Origin of the sequence: Austwickia chelonae, assembly GCF_003391095.1 — a bacterium.
Classification (GTDB): domain Bacteria; phylum Actinomycetota; class Actinomycetes; order Actinomycetales; family Dermatophilaceae; genus Austwickia; species Austwickia chelonae_A.
This window is the reverse complement of sequence record NZ_CP031447.1, coordinates 3,308,879-3,329,627: the sequence shown is the minus strand read 5'-3', so window position 1 is coordinate 3,329,627 and position 20,749 is coordinate 3,308,879. Positions and strand designations below refer to the sequence as shown.

General features: G+C 64.7%; 20 protein-coding genes. 12 read left to right on the top strand and 8 right to left on the bottom strand.

What is annotated here, in order from left to right:
• Positions 1-119: 119 nt before the first annotated feature.
• The 9 genes from iolC to DX923_RS14595 all read left to right on the top strand — a co-directional run bounded on the left by iolC (position 120) and on the right by DX923_RS14595 (position 7,727).
• Positions 120-1,118 carry a 5-dehydro-2-deoxygluconokinase gene (gene iolC / locus DX923_RS14635; protein WP_116115832.1) on the top strand — a complete coding sequence of 333 codons (999 nt, stop codon included), beginning with the start codon at positions 120-122 and terminating at the stop codon, positions 1,116-1,118.
• Complete coding sequence (gene iolB / locus DX923_RS14630) at positions 1,115-2,020, top strand: 5-deoxy-glucuronate isomerase (RefSeq protein ID WP_116115831.1); 906 nt, start codon at positions 1,115-1,117, stop codon at positions 2,018-2,020. The genes iolC and iolB overlap by 4 nt, the downstream gene beginning before the upstream one ends.
• 33 nt (positions 2,021-2,053) lie before the next feature.
• Positions 2,054-3,559 (top strand): CoA-acylating methylmalonate-semialdehyde dehydrogenase, encoded by a 1,506-nt coding sequence (locus DX923_RS14625; protein ID WP_116115830.1) that lies wholly within the window; start codon positions 2,054-2,056, stop codon positions 3,557-3,559.
• Positions 3,560-3,690: 131 nt separating this feature from the next.
• The gene (locus DX923_RS14620; protein WP_116115829.1) at positions 3,691-4,260 is read left to right on the top strand and encodes an RNA polymerase sigma factor; all 570 of its coding nucleotides are present in this window, start codon (positions 3,691-3,693) and stop codon (positions 4,258-4,260) included.
• Positions 4,257-5,024, top strand: a complete 768-nt coding sequence (locus DX923_RS14615; protein ID WP_116115828.1) for a hypothetical protein — start codon at positions 4,257-4,259, stop codon at positions 5,022-5,024. Before DX923_RS14620 ends, DX923_RS14615 begins: the two co-directional genes overlap by 4 nt.
• Before the next feature lie 42 nt (positions 5,025-5,066).
• Positions 5,067-5,693: a hypothetical protein gene (locus DX923_RS14610; protein ID WP_116115827.1), complete on the top strand. Its 627-nt coding sequence runs from the start codon at positions 5,067-5,069 to the stop codon at positions 5,691-5,693.
• Complete coding sequence (locus DX923_RS14605) at positions 5,690-6,397, top strand: hypothetical protein (protein ID WP_162873036.1); 708 nt, start codon at positions 5,690-5,692, stop codon at positions 6,395-6,397. Before DX923_RS14610 ends, DX923_RS14605 begins: the two co-directional genes overlap by 4 nt.
• Positions 6,398-6,470: 73 nt before the next feature.
• Positions 6,471-7,337, top strand: a complete 867-nt coding sequence (locus DX923_RS14600) for an ATP-binding cassette domain-containing protein (protein ID WP_116115825.1) — start codon at positions 6,471-6,473, stop codon at positions 7,335-7,337.
• A 174-nt stretch (positions 7,338-7,511) separates the two neighbouring features.
• A complete protein-coding gene (locus tag DX923_RS14595) occupies positions 7,512-7,727 on the top strand; it encodes a hypothetical protein (RefSeq protein ID WP_116115824.1) in 216 nt (71 codons plus the stop codon).
• A 52-nt stretch (positions 7,728-7,779) separates the two neighbouring features.
• On the opposite strand, the gene DX923_RS14590 is transcribed toward DX923_RS14595, so the two are convergent.
• The 3 genes from DX923_RS14590 to DX923_RS14580 are packed head-to-tail and all read right to left on the bottom strand — an operon-like array spanning position 7,780 to position 10,627.
• Positions 7,780-8,547: an ABC transporter ATP-binding protein gene (locus DX923_RS14590; RefSeq protein WP_116115823.1), complete on the bottom strand. Its 768-nt coding sequence runs from the start codon at positions 8,545-8,547 to the stop codon at positions 7,780-7,782.
• Positions 8,544-9,596, bottom strand: coding sequence for a FecCD family ABC transporter permease (locus DX923_RS14585; RefSeq protein ID WP_116115822.1), 1,053 nt, complete (start codon positions 9,594-9,596; stop codon positions 8,544-8,546). The genes DX923_RS14590 and DX923_RS14585 overlap by 4 nt, the downstream gene beginning before the upstream one ends.
• On the bottom strand, positions 9,593-10,627 hold the full coding sequence (locus DX923_RS14580) for a FecCD family ABC transporter permease (RefSeq protein ID WP_116115821.1): 1,035 nt from the start codon (positions 10,625-10,627) through the stop codon (positions 9,593-9,595). Before DX923_RS14580 ends, DX923_RS14585 begins: the two co-directional genes overlap by 4 nt.
• 39 nt (positions 10,628-10,666) lie before the next feature.
• Here DX923_RS14580 and DX923_RS14575 point away from each other — a divergent pair, with 39 nt between their 5' ends.
• Positions 10,667-11,680, top strand: a complete 1,014-nt coding sequence (locus tag DX923_RS14575; protein ID WP_116115820.1) for an ABC transporter substrate-binding protein — start codon at positions 10,667-10,669, stop codon at positions 11,678-11,680.
• A 60-nt stretch (positions 11,681-11,740) separates the two neighbouring features.
• Here DX923_RS14575 and DX923_RS14570 read toward each other — a convergent pair whose 3' ends face one another.
• The gene (locus DX923_RS14570) at positions 11,741-12,727 is read right to left on the bottom strand and encodes an L-lactate dehydrogenase (RefSeq protein WP_116115819.1); all 987 of its coding nucleotides are present in this window, start codon (positions 12,725-12,727) and stop codon (positions 11,741-11,743) included.
• A 267-nt stretch (positions 12,728-12,994) separates the two neighbouring features.
• Here DX923_RS14570 and DX923_RS14565 point away from each other — a divergent pair, with 267 nt between their 5' ends.
• Both DX923_RS14565 and DX923_RS14560 read left to right on the top strand, forming a co-directional pair.
• On the top strand, positions 12,995-15,004 hold the full coding sequence (locus tag DX923_RS14565) for a protein-arginine deiminase family protein (protein ID WP_116115818.1): 2,010 nt from the start codon (positions 12,995-12,997) through the stop codon (positions 15,002-15,004).
• A 248-nt stretch (positions 15,005-15,252) separates the two neighbouring features.
• Positions 15,253-17,226 (top strand): protein-arginine deiminase family protein, encoded by a 1,974-nt coding sequence (locus DX923_RS14560; RefSeq protein WP_116115817.1) that lies wholly within the window; start codon positions 15,253-15,255, stop codon positions 17,224-17,226.
• Between the two features lie 108 nt (positions 17,227-17,334).
• Here DX923_RS14560 and DX923_RS14555 read toward each other — a convergent pair whose 3' ends face one another.
• From DX923_RS14555 to DX923_RS14540, 4 genes are all read right to left on the bottom strand, one after another.
• The gene (locus DX923_RS14555; protein ID WP_116115816.1) at positions 17,335-18,645 is read right to left on the bottom strand and encodes a citrate synthase; all 1,311 of its coding nucleotides are present in this window, start codon (positions 18,643-18,645) and stop codon (positions 17,335-17,337) included.
• Positions 18,646-18,856: 211 nt separating this feature from the next.
• Positions 18,857-19,681 (bottom strand): alpha/beta hydrolase, encoded by an 825-nt coding sequence (locus DX923_RS14550; RefSeq protein ID WP_116115815.1) that lies wholly within the window; start codon positions 19,679-19,681, stop codon positions 18,857-18,859.
• Between the two features lie 109 nt (positions 19,682-19,790).
• On the bottom strand, positions 19,791-20,342 hold the full coding sequence (locus DX923_RS14545) for a DsrE/DsrF/DrsH-like family protein (protein ID WP_116115814.1): 552 nt from the start codon (positions 20,340-20,342) through the stop codon (positions 19,791-19,793).
• A 56-nt stretch (positions 20,343-20,398) separates the two neighbouring features.
• Positions 20,399-20,713, bottom strand: coding sequence for a TusE/DsrC/DsvC family sulfur relay protein (locus tag DX923_RS14540; protein ID WP_116115813.1), 315 nt, complete (start codon positions 20,711-20,713; stop codon positions 20,399-20,401).
• Between the last annotated feature and the right edge of the window lie 36 nt (positions 20,714-20,749).

The window sequence follows — 20,749 nt, the reverse complement described above, 5'->3', positions numbered from 1 at the left end:
ACAGCTGATCGGCGGTCCGGCAGGGTGTGAACAGTCACCACGGCCGACCCACGACGCTGTGGAGGCCACCGGCCACCACCGGCGACAAGGCTCCGCAACAACGGCGATCGGAGGCGGACATGAGCCATGAGCGGCAGCCGCACGAGCTGGTCACCATCGGCCGTGTCGGCGTCGACGTCTACCCGATGCAAACCGGAGTAGGGCTCGAAGACGTCGACACCTTCGGAAAATTCCTCGGCGGAAGCGCCGGAAATGTCGCGGTCGCCGCCGCCAGGCACGGGCACCGCACCGCACTGATCAGCAAAACCGGGAAAGACCCCTTCGGACGCTTCGTCCGGCGCGAACTGCGCGCCCTCGGCGTCGACGACCACCACATCGAAGAGGTCGAACGCTTCCCCACCCCCGTCACCTTCTGCGAGATCTTCCCGCCCGACGACTTCCCCCTGTACTTCTACCGGTACCCGGTCGCCCCCGACCTGATGATCCGGCCCGACGACATCCCCGCCGACACCGTCCGCGACGCCACCATCTTCTGGGCCACCGCCACCGGACTCTCCCGCGAACCCAGCCGCGCCGCCCACCGCCACGCCTGGCAGATCCGAGAGCGACGCACCCACACCGTCCTCGACCTCGACTACCGCCCCCAGTTCTGGGACGACGAATCCAATGCCTCCGGCCAGATGCAAGCCGCTCTCGCCTGGTGCACCGCCGCCGTCGGCAACCTCGAAGAATGCCGCGTCGCCATCGGCGAAACCGACCCCGAACGCGCCGCCGACGCCCTGCTCGACCGCGGCCTCGAACTCGCCGTCGTCAAGATGGGCCCCCGCGGAGTCCTCGGAGCCACCCGCGACGAACGGGTCCTCGTCCCCCCGAGCCCCGTCGAGACCGTGAACGGACTCGGCGCCGGAGACGCCTTCGGCGGAGCGCTCTGCCACGGACTCCTCGAAGGATGGACACTCCGCAGAACCCTCGAATTCGCGAATGCTGCCGGAGCCCTCGTCGCCTCACGACTGGAGTGCGCGACCGCGATGCCCACCGCCTCCGATGTCGAACGCTCCATGGAAGAACGACGACAGGGCAGCACCGCCCACGCCACAGATCACGAAGGAGAGCGATGAGCGACTGGTTCCTCCCTGCCGGAAGTACCACCAGCGACGGCTACGAGACCCAGATCAGCCCCGGCCGAGAAGGATGGTCGTACACCGGGCTGTGGACAGCACGACTCGACGCCGGGGAGAGCCGCACCATCACCTGCGGAGACCGCGAATGGATCGCCCTGCCGCTCTCCGGGTCCTACCAGGTCGACGCCACCGTCGACGGCCAGGAACACCACGTCGACCTGGCCGGACGTGAACACGTCCTCGCCGGACCCACCGACCTGGCCTTCATCCCCCGCGACGGCGAATTCACCGTCACCGCGACCACCGCCGGCACCATCGCGCTGCCACACGCCAAAGCCCGCACCGCCTACCCCTTCGCCTACCTGGCCGCCGCAGACGTCCCCGTCGAACTCCGCGGAGCAGGACAGGCCTCCCGCCAGGTGCAGAACTTCGGCACCCCCGGCGTCCTGGAAGCCGACTCCCTGATCGCCTGCGAAGTCATCACCCCCGCCGGTAACTGGTCCAGCTACCCGCCACACAAACATGACACCGAACGCGACGGCGTGGAGAGCGAACTCGAAGAGATCTACTACTTCGAGATGCGCGTCGAGGACACCCCGACCGGGCGCGCCGCCGCCCGCTTCGCCAAACCCTTCGGCTACCAGCGCGTCTACGGTACCGACGAGCAGCCCATCGACGTCCTCGAAGAGGTTCGTTCCGGCGACACCGTCCTGGTACCCCACGGCTGGCACGGCCCGGCCATGGCACCCACCGGGTACGACATGTACTACCTCAACGTCATGGCGGGCCCCGGGGAGAAACGTGCCTGGCTGATCTGCGACGACCCCGCCCACTCATGGGTGCGCGGCACCTGGGACGACCAGCCGGTCGACGCCCGCCTCCCCCTGCACCACCACTGACCACGCCCGGCATCCCGGAAGGACTACAGACCCGTGAACACCCCCACGCGTATCACCCACCTGATCGGCCACCAGCCCTGGGACGGGACAGCGGCCCGCACCGGCGACGTCTACAACCCCGCCACCGGTGAGATCATCGGCACCGTCGACTTCGCCGACAAAACCCTCGTCGACGAGATCGTCGCCCACGCCGACCAGGCCGCCCGCTCCTGGGGGACCATCTCCCTGGCCAAACGGACGCAGGTGCTCTTCCGCTTCCGGGAGCTGCTCAGCCAGCGCCGCGAAGAGATCGCGAAACTGATCGTCGCCGAACACGGCAAGACCTTCCCCGACGCCGTCGGCGAGATCAACCGCGGCCTCGAAGTCGCCGACTTCGCCTGCGGGATCTCCCACCTGCTCAAAGGCGGATTCAGCGAGAACGTCTCCACCGACGTCGACGCCTACTCGATCATGCAGCCGCTCGGTGTCATCGGCGTCATCTCCCCGTTCAACTTCCCCGCGATGGTGCCGCTGTGGTTCGTCCCGGTCGCCGTGGCCTGCGGCAACGCCGTCGTCATCAAACCCAGCGAGAAAGACCCCAGCTCGACCCTCGCCATCGCCGACCTGTGGCGTGAAGCAGGACTGCCCGACGGCGTCATGAACGTCGTCCACGGCGACAAGGAAGCCGTCGACGCCCTGCTCGACAACCCGACCGTGAAGTCGATCTCCTTCGTCGGCTCCACCCCCATCGCGAAATATGTCTACGAGCGTGGAGTCGCCGCAGGCAAACGCGTCCAGGCCCTCGGCGGCGCGAAGAACCACATGCTGGTGCTCCCCGACGCCGACCTCGACCTGGCCGCCGACGCCGCCGTCAACGCCGGTTTCGGTGCTGCCGGCGAACGCTGCATGGCGATCTCCGTGCTGCTCGCCGTCGACTCCATCGCCGACGACCTCATCGGCCGGATCACCGAACGCATGGCCACCCTGAAGACCGGGGAAGGCCTGGGCGAGGGCATCGACATGGGGCCGCTGGTCACCGCGGCACACCGCGACAAGGTACGCGGTTACATCGACGCCGGTGAAGCCGAAGGCGCGAAACTCGTCGTCGACGGACGCCAGGGCGAATGGGTGGGCGGCTCCCCGGAGGGCTTCTTCGTCCTGCCGACCCTCTTCGACGGCGTCACCCCCGAGATGTCGATCTACACCGACGAGATCTTCGGGCCGGTGCTCTGCGTGGTCCGCGTCTCCTCCTACGAGGAGGGCCTGAAACTCATCAACGACAACGCCTTCGGCAATGGCACCGCGATCTTCACGAATGACGGCGGAGCAGCCCGCCGCTTCCAGCACGAGGTCCAGGTCGGCATGGTCGGCGTCAACGTGCCGATCCCCACCCCGATGGCCTACTACAGCTTCGGCGGCTGGAAGGCCTCCCTCTTCGGAGACACTCACGCCCACGGCATGGAAGGCGTCCACTTCTTCACCCGCACCAAGGCAGTGACGGCGCGCTGGCTCGACCCGAGCCACGGCGGCCTCAACCTGGGCTTCCCGCAGAACGACTGATGCGGGATCCGGCTGCAAGACGGCCGGGGTCGGTGCTCGTTGTGCAGAAACGAGTACAGGTGACGGCGTCCGTCCTCGAACTCGGAGGGCGGACGCCGTCGTCCAGGCAAGAAATTCACTGATGAGGCGCCATGAACCTCCCCACGGATCGTGAGGATCAGCAGCTGCTCGCCCGCATCGCGACCGGTGACGAAGCTGCCTTCACTGAGCTGTACGAGCGACATGCGCAGGCCGTCTCCGCCTTCGCCACTCTGCGCGGCACACCTACCGACGAGGTGGGAGAGACTGTCGGAAGCGTATGGGTCACGTGCTGGACGGCCGCGGCCGGATTTCACGGTAAGCCGACGGTCAAGACGTGGCTGCTGGGCATCACCGCCCGACAGGTGGCCTCCCGGCATCGGGACAGGGCCCGTCGCAGCGCTCGCGAGGTTCTCGTACAGGATGTCCCGGACACACACCGGCCTGATGAACCGCTGCTGTCCGCCCTGGCATCGGCGCAGCGTCATGAGATGGTCGAGGCTGTGCGAGGGCTGCCTCCCCACTTGTACGAGACGGTGGTCCTTGCGTGGGTGGAAGAACTTCCTTATGCGGAAGTAGCTCAGCTGCAAGGGATTCCGATTGGAACGGTCAAGAGCAGGATCTCCAAGGCACGAACACACCTGTCGCTCACGTTGAGCGCCCGTATCGAGGACGGCCGATGACGCAGCTTCCTCCGGACGACCCCTTCGTCCGCGCCGTACGCGATGCTGAAACTCGGCGCAGAGCAGCGGTCCCGGTGCCACCTGCTGAACACATGCTTGCTCTGGTTCGCAGCAGTGGTGGTCGGCCCGATGCCGCCCGGTGTGGGCCTTTGAGCGCGGCTGATGCGGCGCGTCTGGCCGGTCGTATCGCGGTTGCCCAGCTGCGTCTGATCCATCCGATGGTGGTGCCGGTGTTGGTCACCCTGCTCGGTCTGAGCAGCGTAGCGATCGGGATGTCCAGTGCGCCGGTGGACGCGGCAGCACGTCTGCATGCGGTTCTCGTCCTGGCGTGTGTGGCGGTTGCCTGTGTCATCGCGACTCCTGGTGATGTGCGCCGCGAGTACCTCTTCGTCACTCCGGTCAGCCCGTCAGCGGTGTTGGCGGCGCGACTGACCATTGTGCTCGGCGGGACGATCCTGGTCGCTGCGGCTTGTTCGGTGGTTCTCACGTTCATCGGTTCGATCGCAGCCGATCCGTTCGGCGCTGTGCTGGCGTGGCTGGGGCCGGCATTGTTCATCGCAGGGTCGGTGACCTGGGCCGGTGTCTGGCGTGGGACGAGGTCGGCGGTGATCGTGAGCGTTTTGGCGCTTTTCGTCATTGTCCCCGTCTCGTTGGGGCAGTTTGCGTTCATTTCGCCGCTGATCAGTGGACTGCTGGGGGTGCTCTTACTCGTGGCGGCGATCAAGTCGGCCGGGCGTGGGGCGGCGTCGGTCGCCTTTTCTTGAGCATGCCGTGAACCTTCTGCGTGGTGCAGACCACTAAGGAGTATGACCAATGATCTTCTCCGGCAGGAAGCTCGGCAGTGTTCCTGGCTCAGCCTGTCGCTTCCGCCGGCGGCTACAGTCGCCCTGTTGGGCTTGGCCGCCATGGCGTACCAGATGGCCCCCAGCAGGGAAGCCGCTCTAGTAGGGCTGAGTAAATTCGTGTGGCTGCTGCCCCTGGCCCAGGGGCTGGCTGCGGTGGCCCCGCTGACCGGTGATCCTGTCGTCGAGCTCCACGAATCGAGCCCGACCCCGTTCCGGCGAACTCTGGTCTGTCGCGCAATCGTCGTGACCGTTGCGGCTCTGATCACCAGCGCCGCCCTGTACCTGGGGATGCACCTGATGAACATGTGGGGCGGCCCTCCCGGGATATCGGGGATGCTGAACACCTTCTGCCAGGGGGCCTTCCTCATTGCGGTCGCCTATGCCGCAGTTTCTGTCACGCCCACAGCGTCCTCGGCCAGTCTGCTGGTCATGACCGCCTGGATCTTCATGGTGTTCGGTATCAACGCTGTCATCGGTGACGTCCTGGTCAACCGTGTTCTGCTGCTCGTCCTCGCGGCGGTTCTGGTACAGATCGGCTACCAGCGGCTGGGAGACTCCGAACGGCTCCTGCAGGGGGTGCAGTCTTGACCCCCGCGTTTGCGGGCTTGGCTCGCATCGAAATGCGTCTGGTGGTGCGGCGCCGATCATTGTGGACCGCGTTGGCCCCCGCCTACCTGCTGGTTCTCCTGCTGTGCGCCACCAGCGCGGGTCTCAACGCTGCTCAGGGAACGGCCCGTGTCGCGGATTGGGCTGTCCTGATGAACATGCTCCTCGGTCTGATCTTCAGTGCCACCTTCGTCGGCACTCTAGGGATCAAGGGGTGCGACGGGATGAGTCAGATCTGTCGATCCGCACCCGTCCCTGGCTGGCAGCAGCTGGCCTTACGCGTAGTGGGCGTCTTGAGCGTCACTCTTCCTACGTTGGTGGTACTGGTCATGCTCGGCCTATGGCTGGGTATCACTGAGAGAAGCTGGAATTCGCTCCTTGCCGCACCGATGGCGTTCTTGACCATCACCGTGCCGGGTGCACTGATCATCCTCGGCCTTGACGCCGTCTTCGAATGGTTGCTGCCGGTCGCTTTCGCCAGGATCACTGCTGTCGTCGTGTGGGGGTGGGCTGCCTTCTTCGACACCCCGACGATTCCCGGACCTTCTCTCGGGGAACCCTCTTCTCCCCGAGAGGTTCTGTCGTCGCCAGCACCTTCTTCGGGTCCGACATCGAGGCACGCAGCTACACCGTCGACTTCGCCTGGGGCAACCTCGCCACTCTGCTCGTTCTCGGTGTCCTGTTGATCGTCGGCACCGGCCTGCTCGCCCGGGCCCAGCACAGATGACCACGCACCCCACCATCGGAGGCCACCCCCTCATGAGCATTCGTATCGCCGACGTGACCAAGGATTTCCCGTCCAAGCCCCGCGCCATCGATCATCTGACGACAACCTTCCAAACGGGTATGACCGGGCTCCTCGGAGCCAATGGTGCAGGTAAGACCACGCTGATGCGTATCGTTTGTGGCATTTTGCGACCCACCTCGGGAGAAGTGTTCGTCGACGGTGCGAGCATCTCGCAGAATTCGGCCTTGCTGGATCACAAAAGGCACCTGGGCTATCTACCCCAGGATCTGATGCTTTACGGCAATCTCACGCCGCGTGAGTTCCTCGAATACGTCTCGTTGCTGAAAGAGATGACCGACCGGCGGCGTATTCGCCGGGAAGCGGACGAGCTGATCGAACGAGTCGGCCTGGCCGATGTCGCCGACCGACGTATCGGCGGGTTCTCCGGCGGCATGCGCCGACGGGTCGGGATCGCCCAGGCACTCACCGGCGATCCGCGGACCATCGTCGTCGACGAGCCCACGGCCGGGCTGGACCCTGAGGAACGGATGCGTTTCCGCAGTCTGCTCTCGACATTGGGCGGCGACCGCACCGTGATCCTGTCGACGCACATCCTGGACGACGTCGCCCAAACCTGCCCTCGGGTCTGCGTCATGCGCGAGGGGCGGATCCTCTACTCGGGCCCGACCGTCGATCTGGTGCACCATGGCGAAGGCGTCACCTACCTTCTGATCGCTCCAGGTCCTCCGCCGGAGGGGATGCACGTTGTCAACGCAGTCTCCTCGGCGTCCGGAACCCTTTACCGTGTGGTCGGATCAGTGCCCCCTGCCGGTGCTCGGCCGGTGGAGCCCACGATCGAGGACGGTTATATCGCCGTCATGAACCGGGTCTGCGGCTGACCGGGTTTCCGACGTCCGTTGCCAGGAATATGCCGAGGGACCGGAAAAGGACGGAAGTCGCAGGCGTGACGAATATCGCGTTCTGCTTCGAGGTCTCTACCGACCTCAGGTCGAGCACCATAGGGGAATCGCCCCCGGCTGGCGGGTGACCCGGGAAGAACAGAGGAGACTCTTGTGGCCAAGTACGACATCAACAGCACCAAGCTCGGCGAACTGCTGGACGACCCGCAGGTCGTGGCGATTTTCGACAAACACGCCCCCGGCCTGACGAACAACCCGATGTTGGGCATGGCCAAGGGGATGACCGCAGGTCAGGCGATGAGCATGGCGGGCGGCATGGTCGGCCAGGACAAGCTCGCCGCGATCAAGGCCGAGGTGGAAGCGCTCTGATCCGCCTGACGGACCATGGGCCGGGGGGAATGTCCTCCCGGCCCATCTGTGTTCAGCGGGCCACCGGAACCACGGCCGGGGCTCCTCCGACGTCCTGTACGTGAGCGGCCAGCCCGAAGACGTCGTCGAGCAGTTCCGGGGTCAGGATTTCGCCGGGGGCCCCTTGTGCGGCGACCCCGCCGTCCTGCATGACCACCAGATGGTGTGCGTAACGGGCTGCCAGGGTCAGGTCGTGCTGGACGAGGACGACGGTCGTCCCGGAGACGGCGGCCTGCCGGGCCACGTCCATCACGTCCATCGCATGCGCCAGGTCGAGGAAGGTCGTCGGTTCGTCGAGCAGCAGGTAAGGGGTCTGCTGGGCGAGGACCAAAGCGATCCAGGCGCGTTGCCGCTGGCCGCCGGACAGGGCCTCGACGGGGCGATCGGCGAGAGGGTGCAGGTCGACAGCGCTCAACGCCTGGTCGACGGCGGCGGCATCTGCGACGGACCAGCGGCGGAGCATCCCTCGATGCGGGTGGCGTCCGCGGGCGACGAGTTCGGCGACGGTGAGTCCTTCGGGGACGACCGGGGCCTGGGGGAGCAGGCCGATGGCCCGGGCCCGTTCGGTGGGGGAGAGATCGGTGAGCGGGCGCCCGTCGACGGAACAGTGCCCTCCGGTCGGTGGGAGCTGACCGGCGAGCCCGCGCAGAAGTGTCGACTTGCCGCAGCCGTTCGGGCCGATGAAGACGGTGAGCTCACCGGGCGGCAGCGTCAGATCGAGCCCGGTGACGACGGGGCGGCCGTCGTACCCGAGGTGGACGCCATGGGCGGCGAGGGTCATGCGGCGATCCTCCGGGAGGTGAGCAGGGAGACGAGGTAGACCCCGCCGACGGCGGCGGTGATGATGCCGACAGGGAGTTCGATGACTCCGATGCCGAGCCAGGAGAACAGGTTCCGGGCGATGAGGTCGGACAGGGTGACCAGTGCGGCACCGCAGACGGCGGACCCCAGGGCGGGTGGACGTGGAGCATCCCACAGTCGGGCGGCCAGCCGGGGGGCGACGAGCCCGACGAAGGCGACCGGTCCGGCGGCGGCGACGGCGGCCGCAGCGAGCACGGCGGCGGTGAGCAGAGCGGTCCATCGGACCTTGGTGACGTCGATGCCCAGCCCGGAGGCGAGGTCGTCGCCGAGGGGGATGACCGCCAGGTCGCGGTCGATCGCGCCGATCACCGGCACCGCGATCAGCAGGACGACCAGGACGGGCAGGAGCAGTGTCCAGCCGCTGCCGCCGAGGCTTCCGGTGAGCCAGGTGGTGGCCCGCGCCGCGTCTTGGGCGTTTCCCCAGGTGAGCATCCAGGCGACGAGGGACTGCGCGGCGACGGTCATGCCGACACCGACCAGGACGACACGTTCGGGAGTGCGGGCGACGGCGATGACGGTGACGGTCGCGGTGATGGAGCCGAGAGCAGCTGCGGTGGGCATGCCGAGCGCTGCCCACGGCCCGGAGACTCCACCTGCGCTGCCGGCGGCCATGGCGACGGCGACGGCGCCGACGCTGGCTCCGGAGGTGACGCCGATGATGCCGGGGCTGGCCAGGGGGTTGCGGGTGACGGTCTGGGTGAGGGCTCCGGCGAGACCGAGCGCGGCACCGACGGCGAGGCCGGTGAGTACGCGGGGGAGCCGGAGGACTCCGACGACGAGGGTGGTCTGGGGGTCGGCGAAGCCGAGGAGCGCGGAGACGACCTGACCGGGCGGGATGGTGACGGCGCCGATGCTGAGGGTGGTCAGGGCGGCGGCGAGGGCGATGAACAGAGCGGAGCCGAGGTTGCACCGGTGGCGTGACCGGTGGGCGCGGGAGGTGTAGCCGTCGCCGGCGGGTCCGGTGCTCATCGGTGGACCTTCCGGGCGACGAGGAGGGCGAACAGGGGGCCGCCGACGAGGCCGAGGACGACGCCGGTGGCGAGTTCGTGGTGTCCGGCGATGAGCCGTCCCAGGACGTCGGCGGTGAGGACGGCGCAGGCTCCCAGCGGCGCGGACAACGGGAGGAGCAGGCTGTGTCGGGGGCCGACGAGGGCACGGCCGGTGTGTGCGACGAGCAGGCCGACGAAGGCGAGGGGGCCGCAGGCGGCGACGGCGGTTCCGGTGAGCAGGGCGATGGCGGTGACGGTGAGCAACCGGAGACGGCGTAGGTCGACGCCGAGTCCGCTGGCGAGGTCGTCGCCGAGGGCGATGGCGTCGAGTCCGCGCCCGGCGAGAACCGCGAGGAGAAGGCCTACCGCGATGAGGGGTGCCGCCGTCAGCCAGGTGTCGGGGGTGCGTCCGGCGAGGGCACCGATGGCCCAGAAACGGTAGGCGTCGAGCGATCTGGCGTCGAGCAGGACGATGGCGGAGGTGACTGCGCTGAGGGCGGCGGAGGTGGCGATGCCGATGACGGGCAGGGTGGCGTCGGAGGCGCCGGCGCTGCGTCGTCGGTCGGCGACGGTGGTGGCTCCGAAGACGAGCGTGGTGGCGCCGAGTGCGCCGGCGAAGGCCCAGACCGCGGTGCCGTGGAAACCGCCGGTGAGGAGGCCGGTGGCGGTGGCCAGGACGACGGCGAGGGCTGATCCTGCGCTGACGCCGAGGAGTCCGGGGTCGGCGAGGCTGTTGCGGGTGAGCGATTGGGCGAGGACGCCGGCGACGCCGAGGGCTGCGCCGACGGTGAGCCCGAGGAGGGTACGCGGGAGGCGTAGGTCGTGGACGATGACGGCGGCCTGGGAGCCGTCGTGGGTGGTGACCGCTTGCCAGAGTTCACCGGGGGCGAGGGTGTGATTGCCCAGGGCGATGCTGGCGATGGCAGCGGCGATCAGCGCGGTGACGACAGCGACGGCGGTGGCTGTGCGACGGGCAGCCTGTGGGTGCTTTGTGGACTCCGTGACATTCATAGATAAGGTCAGCCTAACCTGATTTATGAAGGAGTCCCTGTGCGCCCCTCATCCGCTGTCTCCGGAGGTCACCCCCGATCTCGCCGCCCTCTTGCCGTGCTTTCCGCACTGACTGCAGCAGCCCTGTTGACCGGTTGCGGAGCGGTGCAAGCGAATCAAGGTTCGTCAGGTTCCGGGGGCGAGCAGCGGAAGATCACCCACGCCATGGGAGAGACCACGGTCACCGGCCAACCGAAGCGGGTCGCAGCCCTGGACCAGAGTTATGTCGAAGCGGCTGCTCTGCTGCGTACCCCGGTGGTCGCCATCACCACGTACCACTCGGTGGTCGGCGGGGCCTTGCCGCACATGGGGGAGGGCGGACGCCAGTACGTTGGGGAGGCCACGGTGTTGGGCACTCTGCAGGAGCCCAGCCTGGAGAAGTTGACCACGGCCAAACCCGACCTGATCCTGTCGGCGAAGGTGCGTCACGAGAAGTTGTACGACCAGCTCTCGGCGATCGCCCCCACGGTGATGAGCCAATCCACCGGGCCGACCTGGAAGGAGAACGTCCTGCTGGCCGGGAAGGCCCTGGGGAAGGAAGATCTGGCCAAGGAGCGGATCGCCGAGTACGAGAAGCAGGCGAAGAAGGTCGGCGACGCGGTCAAGGAGAAGGTCGGGCGTAACCCGAAGATCTCGGTGGTGCGCTTCATGGAGGGGAAGACACGTCTCTATCAGGCGAAGTCCTTCTCCGGCATCGTCCTGAAGGATGCCGGGCTGGATCGCCCCGAGTCCCAGGCGGTGGAGGACTTCGCCACGGAGATCAGCGAGGAGAAGATCCCGATGGCCGATGCGGACAAGATCTTCGTCACGGTGGCCGACCCGGAGAAGGGGAAGAGCACCGAGCTGAAGTCGACCTTCGAGGCGAATCCGTTGTGGGCGAACCTGGCTCCGAAGACGGCTCCGGTCGATGACCTGTCCTGGATGTCTGCGGTGAGTGTCCAGGGTGCGTACAAGATCCTGGAGGACATCGCGAAGACCTACGAGGTTCCGGGGCCAGATCCGTTAGTGCCCTGACCTGCCTGTCTCCTACAACCCGAACCTGAGCACCGTACTCGGTGCTCAGGTTCGGGTTGTTCAGGCGTTGTCGTTCGCGTCCGTGCGGGAAGGGAGGACCCCGGCGGCACGGGCCGGTGCCATGGCGGCGTGGAGGCTGGCGACGCTGGCGTCGAAGGCGGTCTGCTCGGATTCGTCCAGATCGAGTTCGATGATCTGGCGGATGCCGCGCCGACCGACGCTGGTGGGCACACCGATATAGAGGTCCTCGTGTCCGTACTCGCCCTGGAGCAGGGCGGACACCGGGAGGGTGACCTTCTCGTTGCGCATGATGGCCCGGGTGATGCGCGCCAGCGCCATGCCGACGCCGTAGCTGGTGGAGCCTTTGGCGTCGATGATGTCGTAGGCGGCATCGCGGGTCATCGCGAAGATGCGTTCCAGATCGTCGTGCAGCTCGGGGTGTTGGGCAAGACGGCGGGTGATCGAACGCCCTGCGATGGAGGCGGCGCTCCACGCGGGTAGTTCGGAGTCGCCGTGTTCGCCGATGATGGTGGCGTGGACGTTGGTCGTGGCGACCTCGAAGTGTTGGGCCAGGTTGAAACGCAGCCGTGCGGTGTCGAGAGTGGTTCCCGACCCGATGACCTGTGCGGAGGGCAGACCGGAGAATTGCCAGGTCGCGTAGGTGAGGATGTCGACCGGGTTGGTGGCGACCAGGAAGATCCCGTCGAAGCCGGTGTCCATGACGCGGCCGACGATGTCTTTGAAGATGCCCAGGTTGGTTTCGAGGAGTTCGAGGCGGGTCTGTCCCGGTTTCTGGGCCACCCCTGCGCAGATGACGACCATGGCGGCATCGCGGCAGTCGCTGTAGTCACCGAAGGAGACGCTGACCGGGTGGGGTGCCCAGGCTTCTCCGTGGTTGAGGTCGAGCACATCTGCGCGTGATTTGCGTTCGTTGAGGTCGATGAGGACGAGCTCGTCGGCGAGCCCTTGGTTGACGACGGCGAAGGCGTAGGCCATGCCTACTGCGCCGGTTCCGATGAGGACGACCTTGTTGTCGACGTACTTCATGGGGTCAACCCTCTCAGGCGGGTGGAGTGATGTGCGTATCCGCCCGCGTTTCGAGGCAAGTCAAGTATGAAAGATGATCTTTGATGGAAATTTAATCCGTTTTGTATCGAATGAATATATGAAACTGAGTGGAAAAGTAGAGAAGCCTGAAGAAAGCCTGACAATAACATTTCGTCGTCATTTGTCCTGAAAGTAACTCGGGATGTTTATTCAACTCGGAATGGCCCGTACGCTGATATCAATCCCCCCTCAGCAAGGAGATAATTTATGTCTTTGACGGTCTTGCCACGACGCCCACGCCTTGCGTTGGCTGCCGCGCTGGCCGCCGGGTCCCTGTGCGCTTTCCCCTTGGGGGCGTCTGCTGCGATGGTGCAGGGTACTGCGCCGTCGTCTTTCGCTGCCGATAACAGCCGTGCGGCTGAGGGCGACGAGAAGAAGGGCAGCGACAAGAAGGGCGATGACAAGAAGGGCGATGACAAGGATCGTCGGGTCCGTCTGACCTCGGAGACGAAGACCGTTCTGCCGAATGTCGATGACGACTCGGGTCGTTGTGCCGTCCCGGCCAAGCAGCCGGTGAAGTTCAAGACAGCAAGTGTCTGTCATGACGGTGCGGACAACGTGGTCAACGGTGCTGAAGATGCCAAGGATCTGACTCTGGTGACCCTGCCTGCGATCAAGGACATCAACGAGAAGGCCGCGGCGACCCTGTCGGTGCCGGACAAGGCCAAGGGCAAGGTTCGCGTCTTCGTGAAGGAAGGCGACAAGTGGTCGGCGGGTCTGACTTTGCCGGCGAAGTTGACTGCGGCGCAGTTGAAGGCCGGGATGACCTTCGGGGTCGAGGCCACGGACGTGATCCGGGACGCCAAAGCTTTCGATGGGAAGTTCAGCCTTGATCTCGAGGTCAAGGAGGGTGACAAGGCTTCGAAGGCTTCCCTGGAGTTGCAGGTCGCGAAGCTGACCCCGTTCTCCACGCAGGATGTGGAGAAGGTGGTCCGGACCGATGGCGAGGACAGCGGTAAGGAACGGCACCAGTGGCCTGGTCAGGAGATGAAGAAGTCGGGCACAAAGGCCCAGCTTCAAGTTCGTGTCGTCGATGCTTCCTCTCATCAGTGGAGCCAGGACCACTTCGAGGCGATGTACGCGTCGATGACGCAGGGCGGTAAGCAGCAGAACATCCGCGTGCTGGCGCTGGCCCACACGAATGTGGAATCCAAGAACGAGTGGTACGCCTTCCGGGGTAAGGACACCGGCGTGATCGCGCTGACCGGCCCCAACGGCAATACGTCGCTGGAGTCGACTGGAAACGTCGAGGGTATTGGCGCGTACACCAAGGACGGCAAGAAGTTCGCGGCCGGTCGGCTGATCATGGGCCACACGGAGAAGTACAAGCACGGGAAGATGTCCCAGGTCCAGCGGTCCTTCTTCGAGTCGAATGCGGATCAGAAGCCGATCTATCTGGACACGTCGTTTTTGTCGGTCGGTCACGTGGACGAGTTCATTCATGTCGTTCCTGCGAAGAACGAGCGTGGCTGGATGTTCGCGGTGGCCAGCCCCAAGGATGGCGTGGAGCTGTTGAAGAAGGTCGACGGTGCCGGCAAGGGCGACCAGCACCTGTCCAGCCCGCCGAAGCACAGGCTCTTCGATGCCGATACTCCCAAGGTGAAGGACGCGTTGAAGAATGCTGACTTCATCAAGGCCAATGAGATCGGTCAGCAGCGGATCGATGCCAATGTGGAGATCTTGAAGAAGGAGCTGGGCTTCAACGACAGCGACTTCTTGAAGGTGCCGATCCTGATGAAGCGGGCCGAAGCCGATGGCGAACCGAAGCCTGCTGAGGACGGCGGCCTGGTCGAGGGGAGCAAGAGCGATGCCGTGCTCCCAGGTGGCGGTGACCATTACCTTGACGAGCACACCGACGGCTCGGATGCGGGTAAGGGCAAAGGGAAGGCTGGCGACAAGAACAAGAACGGCGATGACAAGGACAAGACCGGTGGTAAGGCCACTCTGGGGGTGCGGAACCTCGATTTCGCCATTCCGGACGGTGTGAACGCTGTGTCCTTGGATGCTGAGCGGATTCTGGTTCCAGACCCGTACGGCCCGAAGCTGGACGGCAAGGACGTCTTCGTCGAGGCGATCAATGCGGCCCACAGCAAGCGTGGAGCCAAGGCGACCTATGTGAACACCTACTTCACCTACCACATGTCAGGTGGCGAGGTGCACTGCGGAACGAACGTCTTCCGTCAGTTCCCGTCGCTGCCTCCGGCACAGAAGAAGTAGGCCTCCCGCTCGATGGTGCTGTCTGCTGCCCCGGCGTCTTCGACGCCGGGGCAGCATGCTCTCTCACTGTGGAAGCGATCAGAAAACAGCTGAACAGATCATCTATTTTGTAGGAATAAATAATTCCAGAAATAATCTAAAATTATTAATGGGCATTTCAGTCATATCTATCAATTCTCCTCGTCGGCATTTTTAGAATGCCTCAGAGATTCCTTCTGGTTTTTCTTCCTTCGGCAAGGAGATGATTCATGTCTGAGACGGTTCCGGTGAGACGGTCTCGCCTGGCTCTGCTGGCAGCGCTGTCCGTAGGCTCGCTGAGCGTGCTCTCCCTGAGCGCCTGCACCGGATCGCTACCAGGAGGGAAAGGTTCCGTCTCCATCGATCTGCGTGTCGATGCGAACCGAGATGGCAAGGTCGACCTCGCCGGAGACAGCGACAAGGACGGAAAAGAAGCCTCTGTCACCCGCGGAGCCGTCTTCCTGGCGAATGTCGACGACGACTCGGCACGCTGTGAGACGAACCAGGACGGGGGGATCCGCCCGCTCGGCGACCTCGCCTCCTGCCACGACGGCGCCGACGAGATCGTCAACGGCCCCGAGGACGAGAAGGATCTCGCCCCAGTACGCACCGTCCCGAAGGATGTTCCCGAAGGGACCACCGCAGAGATCTGGGTCGAAGGAGCCGCAGCCGAACGAACCCGGCTTTTCTTGAAGCGTGGTGACCAGTGGTCGCCGATCACCCGCAAGGACAAGATCAACGCCGAAGAACTGAAAAAAGGCTTGACCATGGGGCTGGAAGGTCGAGACGTCCTACGAGACCTCAAGGCCTGGGACGGCGTCGCTGAGATACATATCTCCGTGACATCGGACGGGAGGAAGAACGACTCCTCGGTGAAACTGCGTCAAGCGCCGCTGATCGCCCATCACCACCTTCAGAAAGCCTCCTCGGTGTTCATCGGCCCCGACGAGAGCGGGCACGGCGATGCCCCGGCATTCAAGGACGCCTTGAAGAAAACGGTCGAAGCCGAAGGGGCCACCCTGAGTCAGCTGGTCGGCGACGAACTGCGGACCGGAGGCCTCTTCGAGCCGATGTACCAACAACTGCCGACGGAATCCGGCGAACCACACACCATGCGGGTGATGGCCTTGTCCGACCAGGCCCGGGACGGTAGCGCCGCCGTCTACCTCATGCGCGGCCAGGACGTAGGCGTGATCCGCACCGGGAATGCGGATTCCGAGGAAACGCTGAACTCGATGAGCAACTACGAGACACTTCCGCCGCACAGCGTGGGCGATCGCAAGTTCTCCCTGGGCAGAGCTGTGGTCGGACACCGACTGACCAAGCCGACCGACTACCCCCGCGGTCACGAGAAGCCCAAGGAACCGGAGAAGCCTGCGGACAACGGAGCAGGCGGGGGAGGAAATGTGATCGAGGAGCCGATGATCTCACCGGCCCTGCACCAGAAGTCCGCCGACGAAGACAAGAAGAACGAAGAACGCAAGTACGAGGACAAGGATCCTCGCACCCCCTCGGAGTCGACCTCGACATTCTTCCGGGCTCAGTCCGATGCCGAACCCTTGGTGCTCGACGTCGGTTTCCTCCGCACCGGGCATGTCGACGAGATCGTGCAGGTGCTTCCCGCCGACACCACACGCGGGTGGAAGGTCGCCATCGCCGACCCGAAGGCAGGTAGCGACCTCGTCGAACATCTCATCCGGGACGGTCGTGGCGGACAACCTCACGCGAAGGGCGAACCGGAGAGCCTCGAACAGGTGTGGAACCCGGAGACCAAAAGGCACAACGCCAATGCCGCTGAGATCATGGCGAAGAATGTCGACCGTCTTCGGGAAGCCCTCGATCTCAAGGACGACGACATCGTCCGTGTCCCCGTGCTCTACCGACTGGCCGAACGGGTCTACGACGACGAGAACCGATCCCGGGAACGGGCCGACGACCCGAACGACAACCGTTACGTGAGTTCGTTGTTGCCGAACGCGGTGAGCAGCCTCGTACTCCACAGGGGTAAGGTCGTCGTCCCCGAGCAGCACGGTCCCCAGGACGCACAGGGCAAGGACGTCTTCGCCGAAGCGGTGAAGGAGGCCTATGCCAAGGCAGGGGCTTCAGTGATCTTCCTGGACGATCGCCGCCCGCTGCATCTCGACGAGACCGGTATCCACCAGGGGACGAATTCCTGGCGGGAGACCACTTCCGAGGTTCGCTGAGGAAACACGGCGACTGCCAAGCAGTCTTCCTCTGGCCGTCCTCTCGCAGGTGCGGCAGTGACGGGCAAGGAGGACTGCTGGCAGCCGCCGTCGGAAGTGTGAGATCGGTCAGTCGGCCAGCAAGTGGGGGTAGTCCCGGTTCTCTCTCGGGATCCAGCCCTGATCGGTCGGGCCAGTGTAGACCTGACGCGGACGGTAGATCCGACCCTTCGGGTCGTCGTGGATCTCCTTCCAGTTCGCGATCCAGCCAGGCATTCGGCCGATGGCGAACATGACGGTGAACATGTTCACCGGGACGCCGATGGAGCGCAGGATGATGCCCGAGTAGAAGTCGACGTTCGGGTAGAGCTTGCGCTCGATGAAGTAGTCGTCGGCCAATGCAGCATCCGCGAGCTCCTGCCCCAGATCGAGCAACGGGTCGGAGATCTTCATTTCGCGCAGCAACTCCTCCGACGCTTCGCGCAGAAGTTTCGAACGCGGATCGAAGTTCCGGTAGACGCGGTGGCCGAAGCCCATGAGCTTCACCCCGTCCTCCTTGTTCTTCACCTTCTCCACGTATTTCTTGACATCCATTCCGGAATCGCGGATCTCTTCGAGCATCTCGATGACGGCGACATTGGCGCCACCGTGCAATGGCCCCCACAGCGCGCAGACACCGGCAGAACAGGATGCGAACATATTCGCCTGAGCGGAGGCCACCATGCGCACCGTGGAGGTGGAGCAGTTCTGCTCGTGGTCGGCGTGCAACAGCAGGAAAAGATTGAGTGCCTTGGTGACGGTGTCAGTGGGTTCGTAATTGCGATAAGGCACGGAGAACATCATGTGGAGGAAGTTCTCGACATATTTGAGGTCGTAACGCGGATAGACGATCGGCTCGCCGATGCTGGACTTGTAAGCGGCCGCGGCGATCGTACGGACCTTGCTCATCAGCACGGCAGCTGCGCGCTCGATGGAGGCGTCGTCGTGGGCTTCCCAGACCTCTTGGTTGTGCGCCGAGAGGGTGTTGATCATGGCGGAGAGGATGGCCATCGGCGGCGCATAGGTGGGGAAGCCGTCGAAGTGCTTCTTCATGTTCTCGTCGAGCATCGAGTTCTCGGTGAGCAGGTCGGCGAAACGCTCCCGGTCCTCAATGGTCGGCAGTGTGCCGAAGATGATCAGCCAAGCGATCTCGACGAAGGAACTCTTTCCGGCGAGATCTTCGATGGGGATCCCTCGATAGCGAAGGATGCCTTGGTCACCGTCGATGTAGGTGATCGCCGAGCGACACGAACCGGTATTTCCGTACCCGTCATCGAGGGTGATATAGCCTGTCTGGCTACGGAGCTTGCTGATGTCGACGGCTTTCTCATGCTCACTGCCTTCGACGATGGGAAGCTCGTAGCTCTTACCGTCCAGCTCGATCCGCGCCGATTCGCTCATGCCGTCTCTCCTTCGTGACAGTGTCTCGCTGGGTGCAGCTTAACGATGAGCCAGGGCCATAAGTCCGTCTACGTTTGATGATCACGGTCGCATCGACGGAGACAGCTGGTCGTGCGAGTTCGTTTTTGGTAGATGCGCTGAACGGAGAGGCTTCCACCCCGGGAGGAGAAACCGAACCTTTTCTTCCTCCGGCAGCGGAAACCTGCTCGCCTCAGAGATAAGGAGCCAGGAAACGGACCGCGGTCCGTGCCTGGCCGACCCAGAACTGGTCGTTGTGCCCACCTGGGCGGAAGTCGGTGAGAGCCTGGGGGAGGCGTCCGGCCAGAGCCCTGTTCCCTGCCACGAAGGCATCCGAAGTGCCGACAGTCATCCACACCGGAATATCGCGTAGCCGGTGTGCATGGGTGATGACATCGTGTGCGGCGAAGTCTGCGGGACCGTCGAAAGCCTCCGGGTCGGAGTCCTCCAGGTTCCGATAGACCGCCGCAGAGAGCGTGGCCACCGCCGCGCAACGCGTCGGGCCGTGCCGCTGAGCCAGACTCAAGGCGCCGAATCCGCCCATCGACAGGCCGAGCAGCCCCATCCGTCGGGTGTCGATGCCGTGCCGGGCGATCAAGGGCAACAGTTCGTCGAAGACCAAGGACCCGCTGTCGGTGCCAGGTTCCCTTCCGCCGGTGCGGGGATGCCACCAGGTGTCGCCACCGTCGATCGCGGCGACCGCCACACAGCTCTCACCTGCGGCAGCCACGATGTCATGCCTGAGCACCCAATCCCAGGACTGCCCACCCTTGCCGTGCAGAGCCACGACCAGTCCACGAGGTTGCTTGGGGCGGACGAGGAGCCACGCACTGTCATAGCGACGTCGGTACCGGGAACGGAGTACGCCGCGTTCGATGCGGACGCTATTCCACGCAGTGACATCCTCCTGATGGGCTGCGGCGTCAGGGGCCACCTTCCCGAGGGCGCCACCGCCGACCCCGATCGCACCGAAAACAGCCAGAGAGGTGAGGACGGTGCGACGGGATGGGCCGGACATGCCGGTAAGCCTAGGGCCGGCCCATACTTCCTCGTGCCCGGTTCCTCTTCCTGGCCGAGGGAGCCCGACATAGTTACTTCGCCGGATCGCTGTTCGGGTGATCGACGGGTCAGACGAAGATGATCTGCGCGCCTTCGCTGATCTCGATGAAGTCGGTGGCGCTGATGATGCCCTCGACACCGTCGTAGAGATCACCCTCGGTCAGCTTCATCATGTCGGCCGACAGCTGGCATCCCCAGAGGTGCCCCCCGGCTGCGGTGATCTGGTCGAGCATCTCCGGGACGGTGGGGATCTGCAGGTCGTCGAGCTGCTTGTGCATCATCTTCGTGGCGATGCCCGTCATGCCGGGCAGGACGCCCAACAGCTGCGGCATCGACATCGCGCCAAGGCCAGGGCGAACCTTCTCGAGATCAGCCATGTGCATCGCGGTGTTCCCCGCGAAGGTGAACTTGAGATTGGCCATCGTGGCCTTGTTGATGATGTCGAATCCCCAGAAAGTGAAGAAGAGGTGCACCTCGCATCCTTCGCCCAGGGCGGCATTACCCATGATCAAGGCCGGATAGGCCATGTCGAGATTGCCCTTGCTGCAGATGAAACACATCTTCCGGGTGGGGGCGGCTTCGTCGTCGCCGAAATTCGGCACGAACGGGGTCTCACTCATGTCGGTACTCCTGGGGAAGCGGGGTGAAACGGCCTCGAGGGGATCAACTACGGGAATCAGACGCAGCCTTTGGGCTTCGGCAGACCCGCCACATAGGACATCTTCTTGGCGGGTTTCTTCGGGAAGAGGTCGAAGAGCTCCTTGGTCGGGAATCCACCTTCGGTGGCGACCCGCCGCAAAGTAGGGGTCTCTCCCCGGGAGGAGTGATCGCGGCGCAGGAAACGGATGACCTCCCAGTGCCGTTCGGACATCTCGACGCCGATCAAGGAAGCCAGCTCCGCGCCGAGGGCTTCGTCCCACTGGGTGGGGTCGGTCAGGAAACCTTCGTCGTTGACCTCGATGTCGCGGCCGGCAATGGTGGTGGTGGGCATGGCATCTCTCCTTGGCTCTCGTGCCCTGGCGCACGG